Annotated in this window: 16 protein-coding genes; 10 read left to right on the top strand and 6 right to left on the bottom strand. The window is 43.3% G+C overall.

The window, feature by feature from the left end:
- The first annotated feature begins 3 nt into the window (after positions 1 to 3).
- From fnr to ttcA, 3 genes are all read left to right on the top strand, one after another.
- Complete coding sequence (gene fnr / locus D5I41_RS15075; protein WP_119010484.1) at positions 4 to 753, top strand: fumarate/nitrate reduction transcriptional regulator Fnr; 750 nt, start codon at positions 4 to 6, stop codon at positions 751 to 753.
- A gap of 170 nt (positions 754 to 923) precedes the next feature.
- On the top strand, positions 924 to 1,871 hold the full coding sequence (gene uspE / locus D5I41_RS15070) for a universal stress protein UspE (protein ID WP_119010483.1): 948 nt from the start codon (positions 924 to 926) through the stop codon (positions 1,869 to 1,871).
- Between the two features lie 139 nt (positions 1,872 to 2,010).
- Positions 2,011 to 2,937: a tRNA 2-thiocytidine(32) synthetase TtcA gene (gene ttcA, locus D5I41_RS15065; protein ID WP_119010482.1), complete on the top strand. Its 927-nt coding sequence runs from the start codon at positions 2,011 to 2,013 to the stop codon at positions 2,935 to 2,937.
- Between the two features lie 381 nt (positions 2,938 to 3,318).
- Here ttcA and D5I41_RS15060 read toward each other — a convergent pair whose 3' ends face one another.
- A complete protein-coding gene (locus D5I41_RS15060; RefSeq protein WP_119010481.1) occupies positions 3,319 to 3,966 on the bottom strand; it encodes a DUF2987 domain-containing protein in 648 nt (215 codons plus the stop codon).
- Between the two features lie 14 nt (positions 3,967 to 3,980).
- Positions 3,981 to 4,847 carry a DUF2189 domain-containing protein gene (locus D5I41_RS15055; RefSeq protein WP_119010480.1) on the bottom strand — a complete coding sequence of 289 codons (867 nt, stop codon included), beginning with the start codon at positions 4,845 to 4,847 and terminating at the stop codon, positions 3,981 to 3,983.
- 281 nt (positions 4,848 to 5,128) lie between these two features.
- Between D5I41_RS15055 and D5I41_RS15050 the strand changes: the two genes are divergently transcribed.
- Positions 5,129 to 6,181 carry an ABC transporter substrate-binding protein gene (locus tag D5I41_RS15050; protein ID WP_235868927.1) on the top strand — a complete coding sequence of 351 codons (1,053 nt, stop codon included), beginning with the start codon at positions 5,129 to 5,131 and terminating at the stop codon, positions 6,179 to 6,181.
- An 11-nt stretch (positions 6,182 to 6,192) separates the two neighbouring features.
- Here the strand turns inward: D5I41_RS15050 and cobB are convergent, their stop codons facing one another.
- Positions 6,193 to 6,903 carry a Sir2 family NAD+-dependent deacetylase gene (gene cobB, locus D5I41_RS15045; protein WP_017030649.1) on the bottom strand — a complete coding sequence of 237 codons (711 nt, stop codon included), beginning with the start codon at positions 6,901 to 6,903 and terminating at the stop codon, positions 6,193 to 6,195.
- Between the two features lie 195 nt (positions 6,904 to 7,098).
- On the opposite strand from cobB, the gene D5I41_RS15040 reads away from it, so the two are divergent.
- The 3 genes from D5I41_RS15040 to D5I41_RS15030 are packed head-to-tail and all read left to right on the top strand — an operon-like array spanning position 7,099 to position 10,628.
- Positions 7,099 to 9,444, top strand: a complete 2,346-nt coding sequence (locus D5I41_RS15040; RefSeq protein ID WP_119010478.1) for an ATP-binding protein — start codon at positions 7,099 to 7,101, stop codon at positions 9,442 to 9,444.
- Between the two features lie 58 nt (positions 9,445 to 9,502).
- A complete protein-coding gene (locus D5I41_RS15035) occupies positions 9,503 to 10,330 on the top strand; it encodes a mechanosensitive ion channel family protein (RefSeq protein ID WP_371860110.1) in 828 nt (275 codons plus the stop codon).
- A 37-nt stretch (positions 10,331 to 10,367) separates the two neighbouring features.
- Entirely contained in the window at positions 10,368 to 10,628 is a 261-nt protein-coding gene (locus D5I41_RS15030; RefSeq protein ID WP_017030652.1) for a DUF2960 family protein, read from the top strand.
- A gap of 348 nt (positions 10,629 to 10,976) precedes the next feature.
- Here the strand turns inward: D5I41_RS15030 and D5I41_RS15025 are convergent, their stop codons facing one another.
- The 3 genes from D5I41_RS15025 to D5I41_RS15015 all read right to left on the bottom strand — a co-directional run bounded on the left by D5I41_RS15025 (position 10,977) and on the right by D5I41_RS15015 (position 13,374).
- Positions 10,977 to 11,357 (bottom strand): MarR family transcriptional regulator, encoded by a 381-nt coding sequence (locus D5I41_RS15025; RefSeq protein WP_119010476.1) that lies wholly within the window; start codon positions 11,355 to 11,357, stop codon positions 10,977 to 10,979.
- 239 nt (positions 11,358 to 11,596) lie between these two features.
- Complete coding sequence (gene nagK / locus D5I41_RS15020; RefSeq protein ID WP_119010475.1) at positions 11,597 to 12,505, bottom strand: N-acetylglucosamine kinase; 909 nt, start codon at positions 12,503 to 12,505, stop codon at positions 11,597 to 11,599.
- A 149-nt stretch (positions 12,506 to 12,654) separates the two neighbouring features.
- Positions 12,655 to 13,374, bottom strand: coding sequence for a tRNA-uridine aminocarboxypropyltransferase (locus D5I41_RS15015; RefSeq protein WP_235868926.1), 720 nt, complete (start codon positions 13,372 to 13,374; stop codon positions 12,655 to 12,657).
- Between the two features lie 78 nt (positions 13,375 to 13,452).
- Here D5I41_RS15015 and D5I41_RS15010 point away from each other — a divergent pair, with 78 nt between their 5' ends.
- The 3 genes from D5I41_RS15010 (at position 13,453) to D5I41_RS15000 (ending at position 15,732) form a co-directional block, all read left to right on the top strand.
- Positions 13,453 to 14,238, top strand: coding sequence for a sterol desaturase family protein (locus D5I41_RS15010; protein WP_119010473.1), 786 nt, complete (start codon positions 13,453 to 13,455; stop codon positions 14,236 to 14,238).
- Positions 14,238 to 14,747 (top strand): C40 family peptidase, encoded by a 510-nt coding sequence (locus D5I41_RS15005; RefSeq protein ID WP_119010472.1) that lies wholly within the window; start codon positions 14,238 to 14,240, stop codon positions 14,745 to 14,747. The genes D5I41_RS15010 and D5I41_RS15005 overlap by 1 nt, the downstream gene beginning before the upstream one ends.
- A gap of 112 nt (positions 14,748 to 14,859) precedes the next feature.
- Positions 14,860 to 15,732: a fructosamine kinase family protein gene (locus D5I41_RS15000; RefSeq protein WP_119010471.1), complete on the top strand. Its 873-nt coding sequence runs from the start codon at positions 14,860 to 14,862 to the stop codon at positions 15,730 to 15,732.
- Positions 15,733 to 15,753: the final 21 nt, after the last annotated feature.

The raw sequence follows: 15,753 nt of genomic DNA, 5'->3' as shown, positions 1-15,753 counted from the left end.
AATATGATTAATATTGAGAAACCAGCAACAAAGCGTATACAGTCCGGTGGTTGTGCTATTCATTGCCAAGATTGCAGTATTTCACAGCTTTGCATTCCATTTACGCTGAATGATACAGAGCTTGATCAACTCGATCAGATCATTGAACGCAAGAAGCCGATTCAGAAAAGCCAAGAGCTTTTCAAGGCTGGTGACGAGTTGAAATCCTTGTACGCGATTCGTTCAGGGACAATCAAAAGCTACACAATTACCGAACAAGGCGACGAGCAGATTACCGCGTTCCACCTAGCGGGCGATTTGGTTGGTTTCGATGCGATCAACACGCAATCACACCCAAGCTTCGCACAAGCTTTGGAAACGTCGATGGTGTGTGAGATCCCTTATGAAATTCTTGATGACTTGTCAGGTAAAATGCCAAAACTGCGCCAGCAGATCATGCGCTTGATGAGCAGTGAGATCAAAGGCGATCAGGATATGATTTTGCTTCTCTCTAAGAAGAATGCAGAAGAGCGCTTAGCGGCCTTCCTGTATAACCTATCTGAGCGTTTTTCTCAGCGTGGCTTCAGCCCAAGAGAATTCCGATTGACCATGACACGTGGTGATATCGGCAACTACCTTGGTCTAACGGTCGAGACTATCAGTCGTCTATTAGGTCGCTTCCAAAAATCAGATATTCTTGCTGTTAAAGGTAAGTACATTACGATCAACGACCACGATGCTCTCGCAAAATTAGCAGGCGCTAGCCGTAGCTAACCGACTCTTTGAAGTGACTCTTAGTTGAGTCACTTCAAATTCCTCATTTTTTTCTTCTAAATCACTAATAAGTCACTCTTTTTTCGTCTAATCTTAGATTGCAATCTAACACTTTTCTTCACAGTAGAGTTATATTGTACTTATCGTTAATAGAATGAAACGGGTGGTCTATGAGTATATACAACAACATTCTGGTTGTTGCCAATATCGACGCAGAGCAGCAGCCAGCCTTGGCTCGAGCCATGCAAATCGGAAAGAAAAGTAAGTCACCAAGTAAGATTACTTTTTTCCTCGCAATATATGACTTTTCGTATGAAATGACATCTATGCTCTCCCCTGATGAAAGAAATGCGATGCGCGCTGGTGTGATCCATCAACGTGAACAATGGATGAAAGAAGTCGCAGAACCCTATAGAGATGATGAGCACATTGAGCTCGATATTAAGGTGGTTTGGCACAACAGACCTTATGAAGCCATCATCAGCGAAGTGTTTGCTAAAGACTATGAGCTTGTAGTTAAAACAACACGCCAACATGACCTTCTCGAATCTGTGCTATTTACCCCAACAGACTGGCACCTACTACGAAAATGCCCTTGTGCCGTACTGCTGGTTAAAAACCATGATTGGCCAGAGAAAGGTCATGTAGTGGTATCCGTTCACGTTGGTTCAGAGAATGAGGCTCACCTTGAGCTCAACCACAGAATGGTTGAACAGGCACTTGATCTCTCAAGCCGACTTGATGCTGAGATGCACTTAGTCAACTCTTACCCTATCACTCCTCCAAACATCACCGTCGAATTACCTGAGTTTGATCCAACCATCTACACCGATTCTGTCCGCGGTCACCACCTGAAAAGCATGAAAGCCCTTCGACAAGAATATGGCATAGCGGAAGAGCAAACCATTGTTGAGCAAGGCTTACCTCAAGATGTTATACCTAAAGCGGTGAAAGACCTTGGCGCTGGATTAGTTGTACTTGGTACTTCTGGTAGAACTGGCTTGTCAGCGGTATTCCTAGGTAACACAGCGGAAAACATCATTGATGAAATTAATTGTGACGTATTGGCTCTCAAACCGAGCGGTTATGTAAGCCCACTGGATCCGCACGGCAGTTAGCTTCAGTAAATGATCAAACAAGTTCATAGTTAAAGCGGTGGCAACACCGCTTTTTTATGTTCGCGGTTTTTTCACTGGAAACTGCCTAGAATATCCGTATCATACGCACTCTCTTTTTAATCAAGATCCGGATAGTTAAATGAGCGAACAAGTTCAAGAGCGCACCAAGGCCCAACAATACAACTTTAACAAGTTGCAAAAGCGTCTTCGTCGTGACACAGGCAACGCAATCAGAGACTTCAACATGATTGAAGAAGGCGATCGCATTATGGTTTGTCTATCTGGAGGCAAGGATAGCTTTACTATGCTTGAGATCTTGATGAGCCTTAAGAAGAGTGCTCCAATCGATTTCTCGTTGATTGCTGTTAATCTTGACCAAAAGCAACCAGGATTCCCTGACCATATTCTTCCAGAATATCTAGAGACTCTTGGTGTTGAATATAAGATTGTAGAAGAAGACACCTACTCTATCGTTCAAGACAAGATCCCTGAAGGCAAAACAACCTGCTCTCTTTGCTCACGTCTGCGTCGCGGTATCTTGTATCGTACAGCCAAAGAGCTTGGCGCAACCAAAATTGCCCTTGGCCATCACCGTGATGACATCATAGAAACACTGTTCTTGAACATGTTTCATGGCGGTAGGATGAAGGCAATGCCACCAAAGTTGGTTTCAGATAACGGCGAGCACGTTGTAATCCGTCCATTGGCTTACTGTCGTGAAAAAGACATCATCAAGTTTGCCAATATGCGCGAATACCCTATCATTCCGTGTAACCTTTGTGGGTCACAGCCAAACTTGCAGCGTCAAAATATCAAGCAGATGCTAAACGGTTGGGACAAGCAATTCCCAGGCCGTATAGAAACCATGTTCCGTGCTATGCAAAACGTAGTACCTAGCCATCTAGCAGACTTTGATTTGTTCGATTTTAAATCGGTTGACCAAGATTCTGGCGTGATCAATGGCGGTGATATTGGTTTTGATAAAGAAGAGATGCCTGTAGCAACGACAGAAAATGAACCAATGGAGTTTGACCCTAAGCTTCAGTTAGACGTAACTAACGTTTAATACCAATCACAGTAAGTGGTCAGAAATTGCGTAGGAAAAACGCTGGATAACAAGGCAGAACTTTTTGATAAGTCGTTATTCTACAATCAAAAATTCTAACGCCGTTATCGAGTGTTTTAACAAGATAGGATGATCAGTTATTTATACCAATCACACTAAGTAAGTGATCAGGAATAGCGTAGGAAAAATTCTCGAGGACAAGGCAGAACTTTTTGATAAGTCATTATTCTACAATGAAAAATTCTAACGCCGTTATCGAGTATTTTAACAAGCTAGGATGACCAGTTATTTAGTACGATTGGTATTACTACGATTGGTATAATTACCAACCGAATAAAAGAAGGCCGGAGACTAAATTGCTCCGGCCTTTTTGTATCTGCATTACTGTTGAATGTATGGCATAACCCGTTGAGTTTGCTCAGATATATTAGCCGTGACACCGTCACTCAAATCCTCTAACTTAAGGATGGCTTTTCCTTGTTCGTTGACCGGGACAGCCTTGCCATTTGAAAGCATGATTTGCTTAACAGTATCCGGGGTGAACTCAAGTGTTACGCCTTCAATATCTGGAGTAAACCAGCTCGAGAACATACCACCTAGACCGCCAAGCACAGTTTTCATTTGAGAGGTTTTACTCTCTAACTCTGCATACCCTACTTCTCCTTTCAAAGGCTCTTTTGTTAAGACAACCAAAGAGTAATCACAACGCGCGTCTTTTTGCGTGTGAATATAAACTAAAGGATTGGCACTCTTAAGGTTACTATCTAGAGGCACATTCACCTCTCCGTTCTCACTGATAGTCAACTCTTCAAAGTGTTCTTCTTTTTCCATCCAAGCCTTATTTATTGAACAAGGTTGTTTGGTTTCAAAGTTTGTAAAGAAGAGCCCTACTTTGACGTCTTGTTGTGGCTCTTTCAGATTGTGTTTTAATGGCGAATACAGCTTGCTGTAGGTAAACATGTATTCTTCGGCCTGTGCTGTATTTAGGCCCATGACCAAAAGCGCCGCGGTCAATATACGACATTTCATTTTAAGCGATTTTCCTATGCATCAAATGTGTTTGAGCCACCTCGAGGGGTACCCGATGTTGGAGGGGTGTTGTCATCGTCAGACTCATCAATATGCTCATCTTGCTCCGTCTCTTGCTTTGGTGCATCTTGTTGTGTGGCAACAACCTGCAAGCGAATACCAAACATATTGCGGTAGATAATACCTTTTGCATGGAAGAAAAACGGTACAGCGATAACTAGACCTAGACCATACAGCATCATGCCAGCAACAAATGCAAACATGGTCACAAGATAGATAACCGCAATAGAGAAGATGCGTTTATTCACTGCGCGCATCGATGTCCATAGGGCTTTAACTGGGGTCAGACGCTTCTCACAGACCAATAAAACCGCATTACTAAAGGCAAGAGAAAGATAAAGAGATAAGAACGGCAGTAATGCTCCAGCAATTGCTTGAGACAATAGATTGAGCATAGTGACCAGAATTACAGGCATCATAAAGGGCAAACCTTTGGTGATGTGTCTGGTCTCGGTTCTCAGGCCTGCCGCATGACTCATTGCCATCAACGCAACGCCAGCATAGATAGGCGCTGCTACCACTTCATAGCTAAAGTTCGCCACAAAGATCGATTGAAAGATGCCAGGCTGCAAAGACTCAGGGTCTTGAAACATAACTAAGATTGCTGAGAGATCACCAATTTGCAGTTTAAGTGCAACGATAAAAATGGCAGCTTGGATGGCGATAAGAAGGATAACAGCGGGAGAAAAAGTCAAAAAGTTACGCATCGTCAGTTGCCATGCTTCACTAATCACACTGATGGGCTTTAATTCAAAGTCCCCAGCCAGTGCCTTTTCTACGCTACCACCAAGGTTGAAGTTTTTCTCTATCGGATCGCTCATTGAATCTTTAGGTCCTTGCCTTTAAAAGAAAATATTCTGGCGCAAGTATACCTGTAAACTGGCGTTACGGCATAGTCCTAAGCATAAGGTCCTATCACTTAACTCTGTTTTGAGCATACAAACAAACCATCTGCACCATTTCTCGTACAAATTTTCAACATCTCAAAATCGTGGCGTGAATCGTACGAAACCTCTTTAAGTGCAAACCGTTGCGCTTCTGTTATACTCGCGCCCTAAAAGATACTTAAGGGAAAGCTAACGTTACAACTATGGCTCTACTAATGCGAATTACTCAGACCTTCGGCCTTCTATCCTTATTCTTTAGCTTTTCTGTTTTTTCTAAATCAGAGCAGCCGCTTGAAGAAGAATCTGTAGATAGTATCACTGCGCGTGCCGTCAGTATCTATCTACCCAACAATCTGATCCCGCCGTCTGTTCTATCTGAGTTTACCGCTCAAACGGGTATCATCGTAGAGCAACGTGTTTATAATATAGACACCCCACAACATATCAGTAGACGAGATTATTCCGCCGTAGATCTTACGTTAATTCCGTACAGCTATTTCCCAGCACAAACAGAACTCGTGAGCCACTTTAAGCCGCTAGCAAAAGGCTCGCTGTCCAACGCAAGCAAGATTAAACCCGAGTTAAATCGAGTCGAACTTGCCCAACATTACCAATACTCAGTGCCTTTGATGGTTCAAGGTGTCGGTATAGCGACCAACTCTAAAATGTTGCCACCCTCGATGCTTTCACAATGGGTTGATCTTCATGATGAACAGTGGACTGGGCAACTTCTCATTTTAGATGATGCTCAAACACTGGTCTCTATTGCACTTCTGGCCATGGGTCATCCCATCAACAATGCAACCGACAAGCAACTAGAACAATCAAAACAATGGCTCCTCGATATGCGAAATAATGCGGCCTTCCTATCAAAAGAAGACCCAGAGATGCATTTTCTATCGGGACAAGTCTCTGTTGGTATATTGAGTAATGACCACGCGTATATTGGCAGCCTAGAAGATGCGGACATCGCAATTGAGTGGCCTACTGAAGGCGCTATTTTAGATGCCTATGCCCTGTCTATGAACATTGACAGCGACGCAGAAGAAGACGCGCTTTTGCTAATGAATTTCCTTATGCATAAGACCGTTCAGTCACAAATTTCACTTTACTCAGGCTTAACCCCTGTGATTGATGGCCTTTCTATAGAGGGCCAACGACTGCAATTGCTATCTGCTGAGACTATTGAAAATGGTCACTTCAAGCTCAATTCACCTGACAGTCGCCTGAAATACGAACAACTATTCCTAGACGTTAAAAGGCGCTAATACACTTTGGTTTACGAGAGCAACTCTTCGACCAATTTAGGCACTTCAACACCTGCAGGGCCATAGCGCTTTTCTTCAAACTCGCTCTGCACCGCACTCGGCTCTAGGTTGATTTCTATGGTGTGCGCGCCGTGCATTTTCGCATCATGCACAAAACCTGCTGCCGGATAAACCACCCCTGATGTACCGATAGAAACAAAAAGATCCGCCTCTTCTATCGCGGCATAGATTCTATCCATTTGCAGCGGCATCTCTCCAAACCAAACAATATGCGGTCGCATTTGATGAGGTATCTGACAACAATGGCACAGATCACCATCATTAAGGTCTGTCAGTTGTTCAACCACTTGACCTGATTCGCTGCAACGAGCCTTCAGTAATTCACCATGCATATGCACTATGTTATTGGTCCCGCCCCTTTCGTGAAGGTTATCGATGTTCTGCGTCACTACCGTGACAGTTCCATCCAACATCTCTTCAAGACGCCCCAACGCTTTATGTGCCGCATTTGGCTGAATAGACTCAGACAAGAGTTTCTGGCGGCGCATATTGTAAAAAGAGTGCACCAACACGGGATCTTTAGCAAAGCCTTCTGGTGTTGCAACGTCTTCAATACGATGATTCTCCCAAAGCCCATCTTGAGCTCGAAACGTTTGGATTCCCGATTCCGCTGAGATACCAGCACCGGTTAACACGACTATGTTTTTGTATGGAAAGTTCATAATAGAGGCCCCAAAGCAATTGCTAATGAATTGTTAATAAAGATTAACATTCATACAAGGGGTAAATAAAGAGACTGAGATCGCATCTTTTAGTGAAATGTTTTACCTCTAATTCAATGTTTTTTCACAAAAAATTTCGTGAAACACATTCTCTGCACTAAACTTTTCAAGGAATCAAACCGACAAGAGAGAATCATGCGTTCAAAACTATTCTTCCTTCCTCTGCTGCTCGCTTTATTTTCTTTTGGCGCTCATGCCAATTGGGAATACGATTTAGCAGATGAACCGAATATCGACAAAGTGTCTATCAGCATTGCTACAGAGATAGATACATTGCCAGAGCCACTGTTTATGTCGCGAGCGGATCGAGACAAGGTCAATCAGTTGATGGAAGCGGTCATTACAGAGCAACGTAAACACGCTGACCAGTTCGACGAGCAGATTAACACCTATAGTGACGACAGCACTGATGAAAACTGGCAAATAGCTGAACGTTCTTGGCTGACACTAAGTAGCTTAGGTAAAAGTAAGGCTAAGCTACTAAGGCTCGCCAGTAGTTCTACCAAAGACTTAGTTGCTGGTTTTGGCCCGTCTGGTGTGATTCAGTTTAAGCAAGAGTGGTATATCACGCGTTTAAACGGCGAGTTTCTATTTCATCTGCAAATACGCAGCTTTAAAGCGCTGCTCAAAGATATCTTTATTTCTCCGATCCCTTTGATGTGGGCGGTAATTAAGGTTCTATTTATCTACTTTGTGCTGACTTGGTGGCTAGCCAACAGTAAGCGATTTATTGAAGCCTTCAAAAATGCACAAACAGAATATGGCACTCGTCCTCCTCTATGGATGCGTTTGGTTTGGTATATCAGTCGAGCAAATCGCGCTATAGCGGTACTTATTGCCATCACTCTATCGCTGCGTGTGCTCTCTACAATACCAAGTTTAAGTCAGCTTATTGTCCTAGAGATTTTCACATGGTGGATCTTAGGAGGCTCGATTGCGATTAGCTTTATTCTAGAATTCGCTTACCGCAACAGCCGCACTTCCAGTAAAGAAATCGTCGCACTTCGATTGTCTACGATACGTTGGTATGTATGGAGCTTTATCTTTGTTGGCGTATTCCTGCAGATTTCACAGCGAATGGTGGGTAAAGGCACCATTTATTACTGGATATCTAGTTTGGTGTTCTTCTGGTTTGTACTTATTACCATCAATGTTTTGCGTAAGTGGCGACCTATTGTTTTCCGTCGCATTGCAAAAATGCCAGAGAAACCCCTATGGATTGTTTGGGCTGAAAAGAATGAGAATACCTTTCTGCTCAATATCATCGCCACCGTATTGGGTATTATTTGGATTTTCACCGCAACATGTCAGGGCATGATCGTTGCCAAACTGTCGAATTTTACCTTCTTCAGTCAAGGTCTCGCCTACCTCTTCAAAATTGAAGTCGCTAAACAAAATGAAAGTGAAGCGCACTCACAAAACTTTGTTCGCATTAAGGGTGACGAAACCTTCAAGTACATTACACCAGGACACGAAGACAGCACCTTGATTGACTACGCAACGGATGAGTTCAAACAGGTCTCTCGATACGTACTGTCTAACAACCCTGCTGTGTGTGTTATTTCCGGTGAGCGCGGTATTGGCACAACTACCTTCCTTAAACAGTTGCTTCATAAGGTCAAGAATGCCACGCCTATCTATCTCAACTGCCCTTATGCGGGTTATTCAGAACTTATCCAAGAGTTTGCCGAGCAATTAGGCCTTGATCGAGAAGCTGGCGAGATACAAATCCTTAACCACCTTCGAAAAAGTAATGAAAGCTACCTCATTGCCCTTGATAACGGTCAGCGCTTAGTAAAACCTATGGTGGGTGGACTCAATGGCTTAATTAGGTTTACTAACCTATTACGTCGTTCTAAGAAGAACCACCGCGCTGTACTCGCTATCGAGAAAGCGAGTTGGCGTTTTGTAGATAGAGCTCGCGGAGAAAGATTGTTGTTTGATTGGGTTTCTTTTCTTCCAAACTGGAACGAGGCGCAAGTTTCTCAACTATTGGAATCCCGAATCAACCAATCAGATGAATATCGACTCTCGTTTGAGGGACTTGTGGTACCAAAACAGTGGGATCACGACAATATCAGTGAAGAAGACCGTGCTCGAAATGGCTTCTATCGAATCCTTTGGCACTACGCCGATGGCAATCCAACGGTAGCCCTTAGATTCTTTAGATTGTCTTTACGTCGCAATAAAAGTGATGACAGCATAGTGGTTAGGTTATTTAGAGCACCTGAATCTGAAGAGCTAGAAAAAATGCCAAAACCTATGTTGGCAGTGCTTCGCTCAATTGTTCAATTAGAAGTGGCAAACCAAGAAGAACTGTCTGAGTGTACTCAGCTGAGTCTCTCTGAAGTATTAGGAACTCTGCGTTATTTCCAAAGCCGTGGCTACATTGAATGGAGTGACGATAAGGCAAAGATTTCAGATCACTGGTATCGCCACGTTACTAATGTCCTTCACCGTCAGCATCTACTGGTAAAATAATATGCTAAGAATTTTGTTCCTTGTTTTCATCACTACTTTCAGTAGTCTCTCTTTCGCAATGCAAGAAGTGCCAGATGTTACCGCTATTCAGGACTTTGCAAGCTTGGTTCGTTGGGGCGGTGTACTATTTTCTGTATTGATCATTGCCTGTACTTGGTTACTGCTAAGATTCATCGACTCTATAGTGGATAGTGTTAGTACTCAGTTCGTTCAGTACCGAATGCTTTTGCAAAAAGCACAGTCCTTCCTGCAGTTTTTCATCTACATCACGGCCGGTATTGTGGTGTTCATGATCAGCTTCAGAATCAACGACCATATATTGGCACTGATTGGCGGTACGCTTGCGGTTTCGGTGGGCTTTGCCTTAAAGGATCTAGCGGCTTCATTTATCGCAGGCTTAACGGTAATGATCGACCGTCCCTTCCAAGTGGGTGACCGTGTCACCTTTGAAGGGAACTATGGCGACATTATTACCATTGGATTGCGCTCAGTACGAATGCGAACCCTGAATGATGACATCATTACCATTCCTAATAACAAATTCTTGAATGAAGTCACCGTCAGTGGCAACTACGGTGCATTGGATATGCAAGTAGTTATCCCCTTCTTTATCGGAATGGATCAGGACATAGACCTAGCAAGAAACCTGATACAAGAGGCCGCTTCATCGAGCCGATACATACATCTTCCTAAACCCGTTGTTGTTTTAGTCAAACAAACCATCACTGAGAACTATTTAGCGATACAATTGACCTGTAAGGCCTATGTTGTCGATACGGGATATGAGAAACTGTTCGAAACTGATATCACACTGCGTGTAATGAAAGAGTTCAAGAAGAACGGCATTACTCCACCGCGCATTGCTGTGAGTTCACAACCAGCTTAACCATCGATGATTCGTCGAATACTAAACAGAGAATACAATGGCAAGAACGATTCAATACGTATACAACAAAGAACACAAAGAACTACTGTTCTCTTATCAGGAACACCGCAATATTCATGAAGCGGTAGCGGAAGCTGAGGGAATCGATCTGAAAGAGTTCCTGAAGATGGAACAACAAATTGAAGCGGTTTCTGATACTAAAGCTGTTCGTGATTATCGTGACAACTACTTCAGAAAGTTGGGCTTTGGCAAGATCACGCTAAAACCAAAAGAGAACAAGCCGATTGGCAAAAAATAACATAAGGGGCCTAACGGTCCCTTTTTATTGGGTCTCATTCAGGCACTGTATAAATACACAGGAGCCCGCAAATTTGATAATTTATCTAACCCAAGACGCAATTGTTATACCAATCACAGTAAGTAAGTGGTCAGAAATAGCGTAGGGAAAATGTTGGATAACAAGGCAGAACTTTTTGATAAGTCGTTATTCTACAATCCAAAATTCTAATGCCGTTATCGAGTGTTTTAACAAGCTAGGATGATCAGTTATTGACTACTATTGGTATTACCTTCCCCCAAATACAACAATGCCCCGACTTATCGAGGCATTGTTAGGGTCTGTTGACCTTAGTATCGTAAGCTCAAACTATAAAGCCTTGTAGATAACCTTATTTCCTGACAACTGTTCTCTTTGAACAAGATGCTCAGTCAGTAATTTTTTTAGTGCGCCAGTTGCCCAAGAAGCCGCTTTAGATTCTTCTTGTCCTGCCTCTAAGCCAATCCCTTTAGGGTTAATGCCTTCAGCGTTAGCGACAACGATATCCAATACCTGTTGTTGCTTTGGAGTAAGTGCAATGTCTGAAGCCTTCGCTTCTGCATTGTTTTCAACCTTAACTTCAACGGTTGCAGTCATTAATGCTGCTTTTGTTTCAGCTTTAACCACTGTCTTAGAAGCAGCAGTTTTAGTGCTCGTTTTGATGCGCTTTTGCAGCTTCATCTGCACGTTTCGTTTGTGTGCAAGTCTCATTAAATGATTCCCCTGTTCACTGCTTCTCAGCAGGCATGAAAATTTGAAGCGTGTTTATAGCAAAGTAGCGCCAATATTTGTAGATTTTTGCTGTGAAAAGAACCGAAAATTACATTTATAGAATAAACAGAACAGGATACTTAACAATTCATATTCATCTGATCAATCTATGGGCGAATCTTTAGACAAAAAAAGAGCACCGAAGTGCTCTTTTCTATTTGATGATCTAAGGGATAAGATTATCGAATATTTAGGAATGCTGCGCCACGTACGCCACCTGAATCACCGTGTTTCGCCTTGATGATCTTAGGACACTTAGCCACTGGCATTAAATACTTAGGTATACGCTTAGGCATTTCTTCGTAAATCAATTCGAAGTTTGATAGACCGCCGCCAAGAGTAACCACATGCGGGTCGTAAGCCGTAAAGATGTTGGCAAAACAGATTGCTAGCAACTCCATAAAGCGCTCTACGTGTTCAACCGCTTTTTCTTCACCCTCGTTATAAGCGGTGATGATGTCGATAGCCTTCTTCTTTTCACCAAAGTAGTGAGCGTAGATTAGCTCGAAGCCACGACCAGATAGATAGCTGTCTAAGCAACCCTTCTTACCACAACCACAGCCTAGCAAAGGCGCGTTCTCACCCAAGTGGAACCATGCATCGATAGGAAGACGGGTATGACCCACCTCACCTGCTACGTGGTTACGACCAGAGAAAACCTTACCCTCATGAATGATACCGCCACCGAAACCAGTGCCAAGAATCAAGCCCATTACCGACTCTTCATCTTTTAGTTCATCATCCCATGCTTCAGACAGCGCAAAACAATTCGCATCATTTTCGATCTTGACGCTGCGGCCAATTCGAGCTTCAAGATCAGCGCGTAAAGGCTTACCTTTTGCTGCTGGTACGTTTACCGTCAAAATAGTATTGTCTTCTGCATCTTCCATACCTGGAAGACCAAAGCCGATAAGACCCTCTACACCAAATTGCGCATCGTATTTTTCTACCAAACCTGCCAATGTTTCAACTAGCTTTGCATAGTCATCACCAGGTGTTGGCACTCGTTCTGTCGCTAAACGCTCCAGACTCTCATTAAACGCACCAAATTCAATCTTAGTGCCGCCCACATCAAAGCCATAAAACATCAGTTATCTCCTAAACTAAACCGTATAATTCATTGAAAAATAATTCGTATTATCCAGATCTTATGGCATACATACCGTGATGACTGCCATAAAATACAGCCCGATCAGTCTATTCGGTTAAACTACGCTCGAAGATGTAACTAAAAACCCTACTTTGATAAATACTGATTGAGTATTGGGCGGCTAAAATCTCTCTTTTCTCGAGTTTTGCTCAGCATGTAGCTTTCTTTGAACACTTCGAACCAAGATTGCAGTTCATCACTCGCAAGGATTAATCCAAACTCTTGAAAAACAAGCGAAGCAACCTCGCAAGTGGCGAGATGTTGTTCATGTTCTGATTTTCTCATTACATATTCAGAGATTTTTTCTGGTTGAATAGACACAACAGGTAAATGATGCAGATACTCTGACTTTCTATAGATCCTACGCGCCTCACGCCAACTGGCATCTAGAAAAATAAACAGCGGCATTTTATCCTGAACAAAGCTTTGCCTATCATCTGGAACAAGCTCATTAGAATCAAATAGATAATTTTCTGGAAATATCAGAATGGGCTGATACCTTGTATCTTGTAGTAGAGATAGCATCTGCGCATCAGGCTCAGTACGGTTCCATTGATATGCATGGACGTCACCACAAATATCGGCAATGAGTCGCCCAGTATTGCTCGGTTTTAGCACTTCGTTGTCCGAGTATATCAACAAGGATGCAAAGCCAGTGTGAGCTTTGGGCTGATGAGCACAGATACAATACTGTTGTGCAATGCGGCAATGTGGGCAACGATCTACCTTGGAGCCTCTGGCACTAAAGGGCTTAGTGGATTGTTTCAGTCTGTACTCAACGAGTTTATGAACGGCATGTACACGCATTTTTCGCCCTACTGCGTAAAAGGAAGTAAGAGTAATGAAGCACACCAGAATTGTCATCACCTTGGAGAAAAATAATTAATGGACGTTGCATCCATAAGGTTGAGTGTTTTTATAGCGGTGCTATGTATTTGTGCACTAATAGAGGCTCTTAAACCCAAGCGTCCACTGACGCAGCCAAAAGGTTTTCGTTGGTTAAACAACCTCGGTTTAACCGGGGTTAACTCAGTGATTTTGATGATTACCATGCCTTTATTAGCCGTAGAGGCCGCACTATGGGCTGAGCAAAACCAAATTGGGTTGCTGTATTGGTTGTCTGTCCCTTTACCTATCGCCACTGCGGTTGCTGTAATAGCACTAGATTGTGCCATCTATTGGCAGCATCGTTTATTTCACACGCTACCTGCGCTGTGGAACCTACATAAAGTCCATCACGCAGACCAAGACATTGACGTTACCACTGGCGCTCGTTTTCACCCCATTGAGATCTGGTTGTCCATGTGGATAAAGATAGGCATAGTCATCGCCCTCGGTGTGCCACCGGTTGCAGTTATCATCTTTGAGGTCGTACTCAATGCCAGCGCCATGTTTAATCACAGCAATATGCGCCTACCTTTGTTAGTAGACCGAATGCTTCGCAAGTGGATAGTGACACCTGATATGCACAGGGTCCACCACTCCACCATAAGACAAGAAACCGACTCCAACTATGGCTTTTGCCTATCTATCTGGGATCGCCTATTTGGTAGCTACATAGAGCAACCAAAGTTGGGTCATCAAGGGATGAACATTGGTATTGGTGTTTTCCGAGAGCCTCAAGAGCAACGAATTGATAAAATGCTGACTCAGCCTTTTAGGAAGAATTAATGAAGCACCTAAGCCGTTATAAAATACTACTCTTTACATTAAGCTCGCTTCTTACAGCGTGTGCTTCTGGTCCCGAAACGAACTCTCAAGCACGAGTAAACACAAACCAGATTGACCAGCAAATTGACGACAAGGTGTCTGCACAAAAAAGTGATGAGTTATTTCGGTTTTACAATGTGTGGCATCAGACCCCCTATCGCCTGGGAGGGACAACACGAAACGGCATAGATTGCTCTGCGTTTACCCAAATCGCCTATTCACAGTTGTTCAAACACCCCTTACCAAGGACCACTGAACTGCAGAGCCAGATGGGTGTCGAGGTAGACTACGGCGACAGACGTTTTGGTGACTTAGTGTTCTTTAAAACAGGCTTCAACACGCGACATGTAGGGATCTATGTAGAAGACAACAGCTTCATGCATGCCTCTACATCTCGCGGCGTCATCATATCCAGATTGGACTCCCCTTACTGGGCCGACGTATTCTGGCAAATTCGCCGTGTAAACTAGCAACTCCTACAAAAAATTTTTGATCCAGACTAGGTAATACCACTCTACTGCTATTACCCAACGAGAATTAGCCTAAACTTAACTACGTAAGGATCAGCTGAGGCGTACGTTTATGTGGCAGGCGATAACCCAACAACTTTCAGACGTATTAATGTTTGAATTCAAGATCGAAGAAAAGATCCGTATCACTTCCGGTGATATCAGCGAAAGCTATATGATCAGTGATGGAGAGCAGCGTTACTTTATCAAGATAAATAGTAAGGATTTTCTTGCTAGTTTTTCTGCTGAAGTTGATAACCTTAACGAATTGAGACTCTCTAATACCGTTGCCACTCCAGAGATTGTGCACTTTGGTTCAACCAAAGAAGCCTCTTTTTTGATTCTCAATTACCTGCCTACACACCCATTATCTAATCACGAAGCCAGCTACCAGTTTGGTAAAGCTGTTGCGCGTTTACACTCTTGGGGTGATCAGCAGGAGTACGGATTTGATAATGACAATTATATTGGCGCCACTGTACAGCCCAACCGTTGGCACAAAAAGTGGTGTCAGTTCTTTGCAGAACAGCGCATAGGCTGGCAACTACAGTTACTGAAAGAAAAAGGCATCGAGTTTGGGAATCTGGAAGAAATCATAGACAGCGTCAAGTTCTCGCTATCCAATCACCATCCAAAACCAGCCTTGTTGCATGGTGACTTGTGGCATGGCAACTGTGCCGAATCGCCGTTTGGACCTATTTGTTACGATCCTGCCTGTTATTGGGGAGATAGAGAGTGTGATATTGCCATGACCGAGTTATTTGGGGGCTTCCCTGATGCTTTCTATCAAGGTTACAAGAGCATCAAACCCCTACTTGAAGGTTATGAAGAGCGCAAAAACACCTATAATCTTTACCATGTGTTGAACCATTGTAATCTATTCGGCGGGCACTATTTACATGACGCGCAACTGAGGATAGACGAACTACTCAAACAATATGCGTGAAGACTGAACCCAGCGTCAGGA

Source organism: Vibrio superstes, from assembly GCF_003569005.1.
Lineage (GTDB): Bacteria > Pseudomonadota > Gammaproteobacteria > Enterobacterales > Vibrionaceae > Vibrio > Vibrio superstes.
This window is presented reverse-complemented; position numbering and strand designations above follow the sequence as displayed.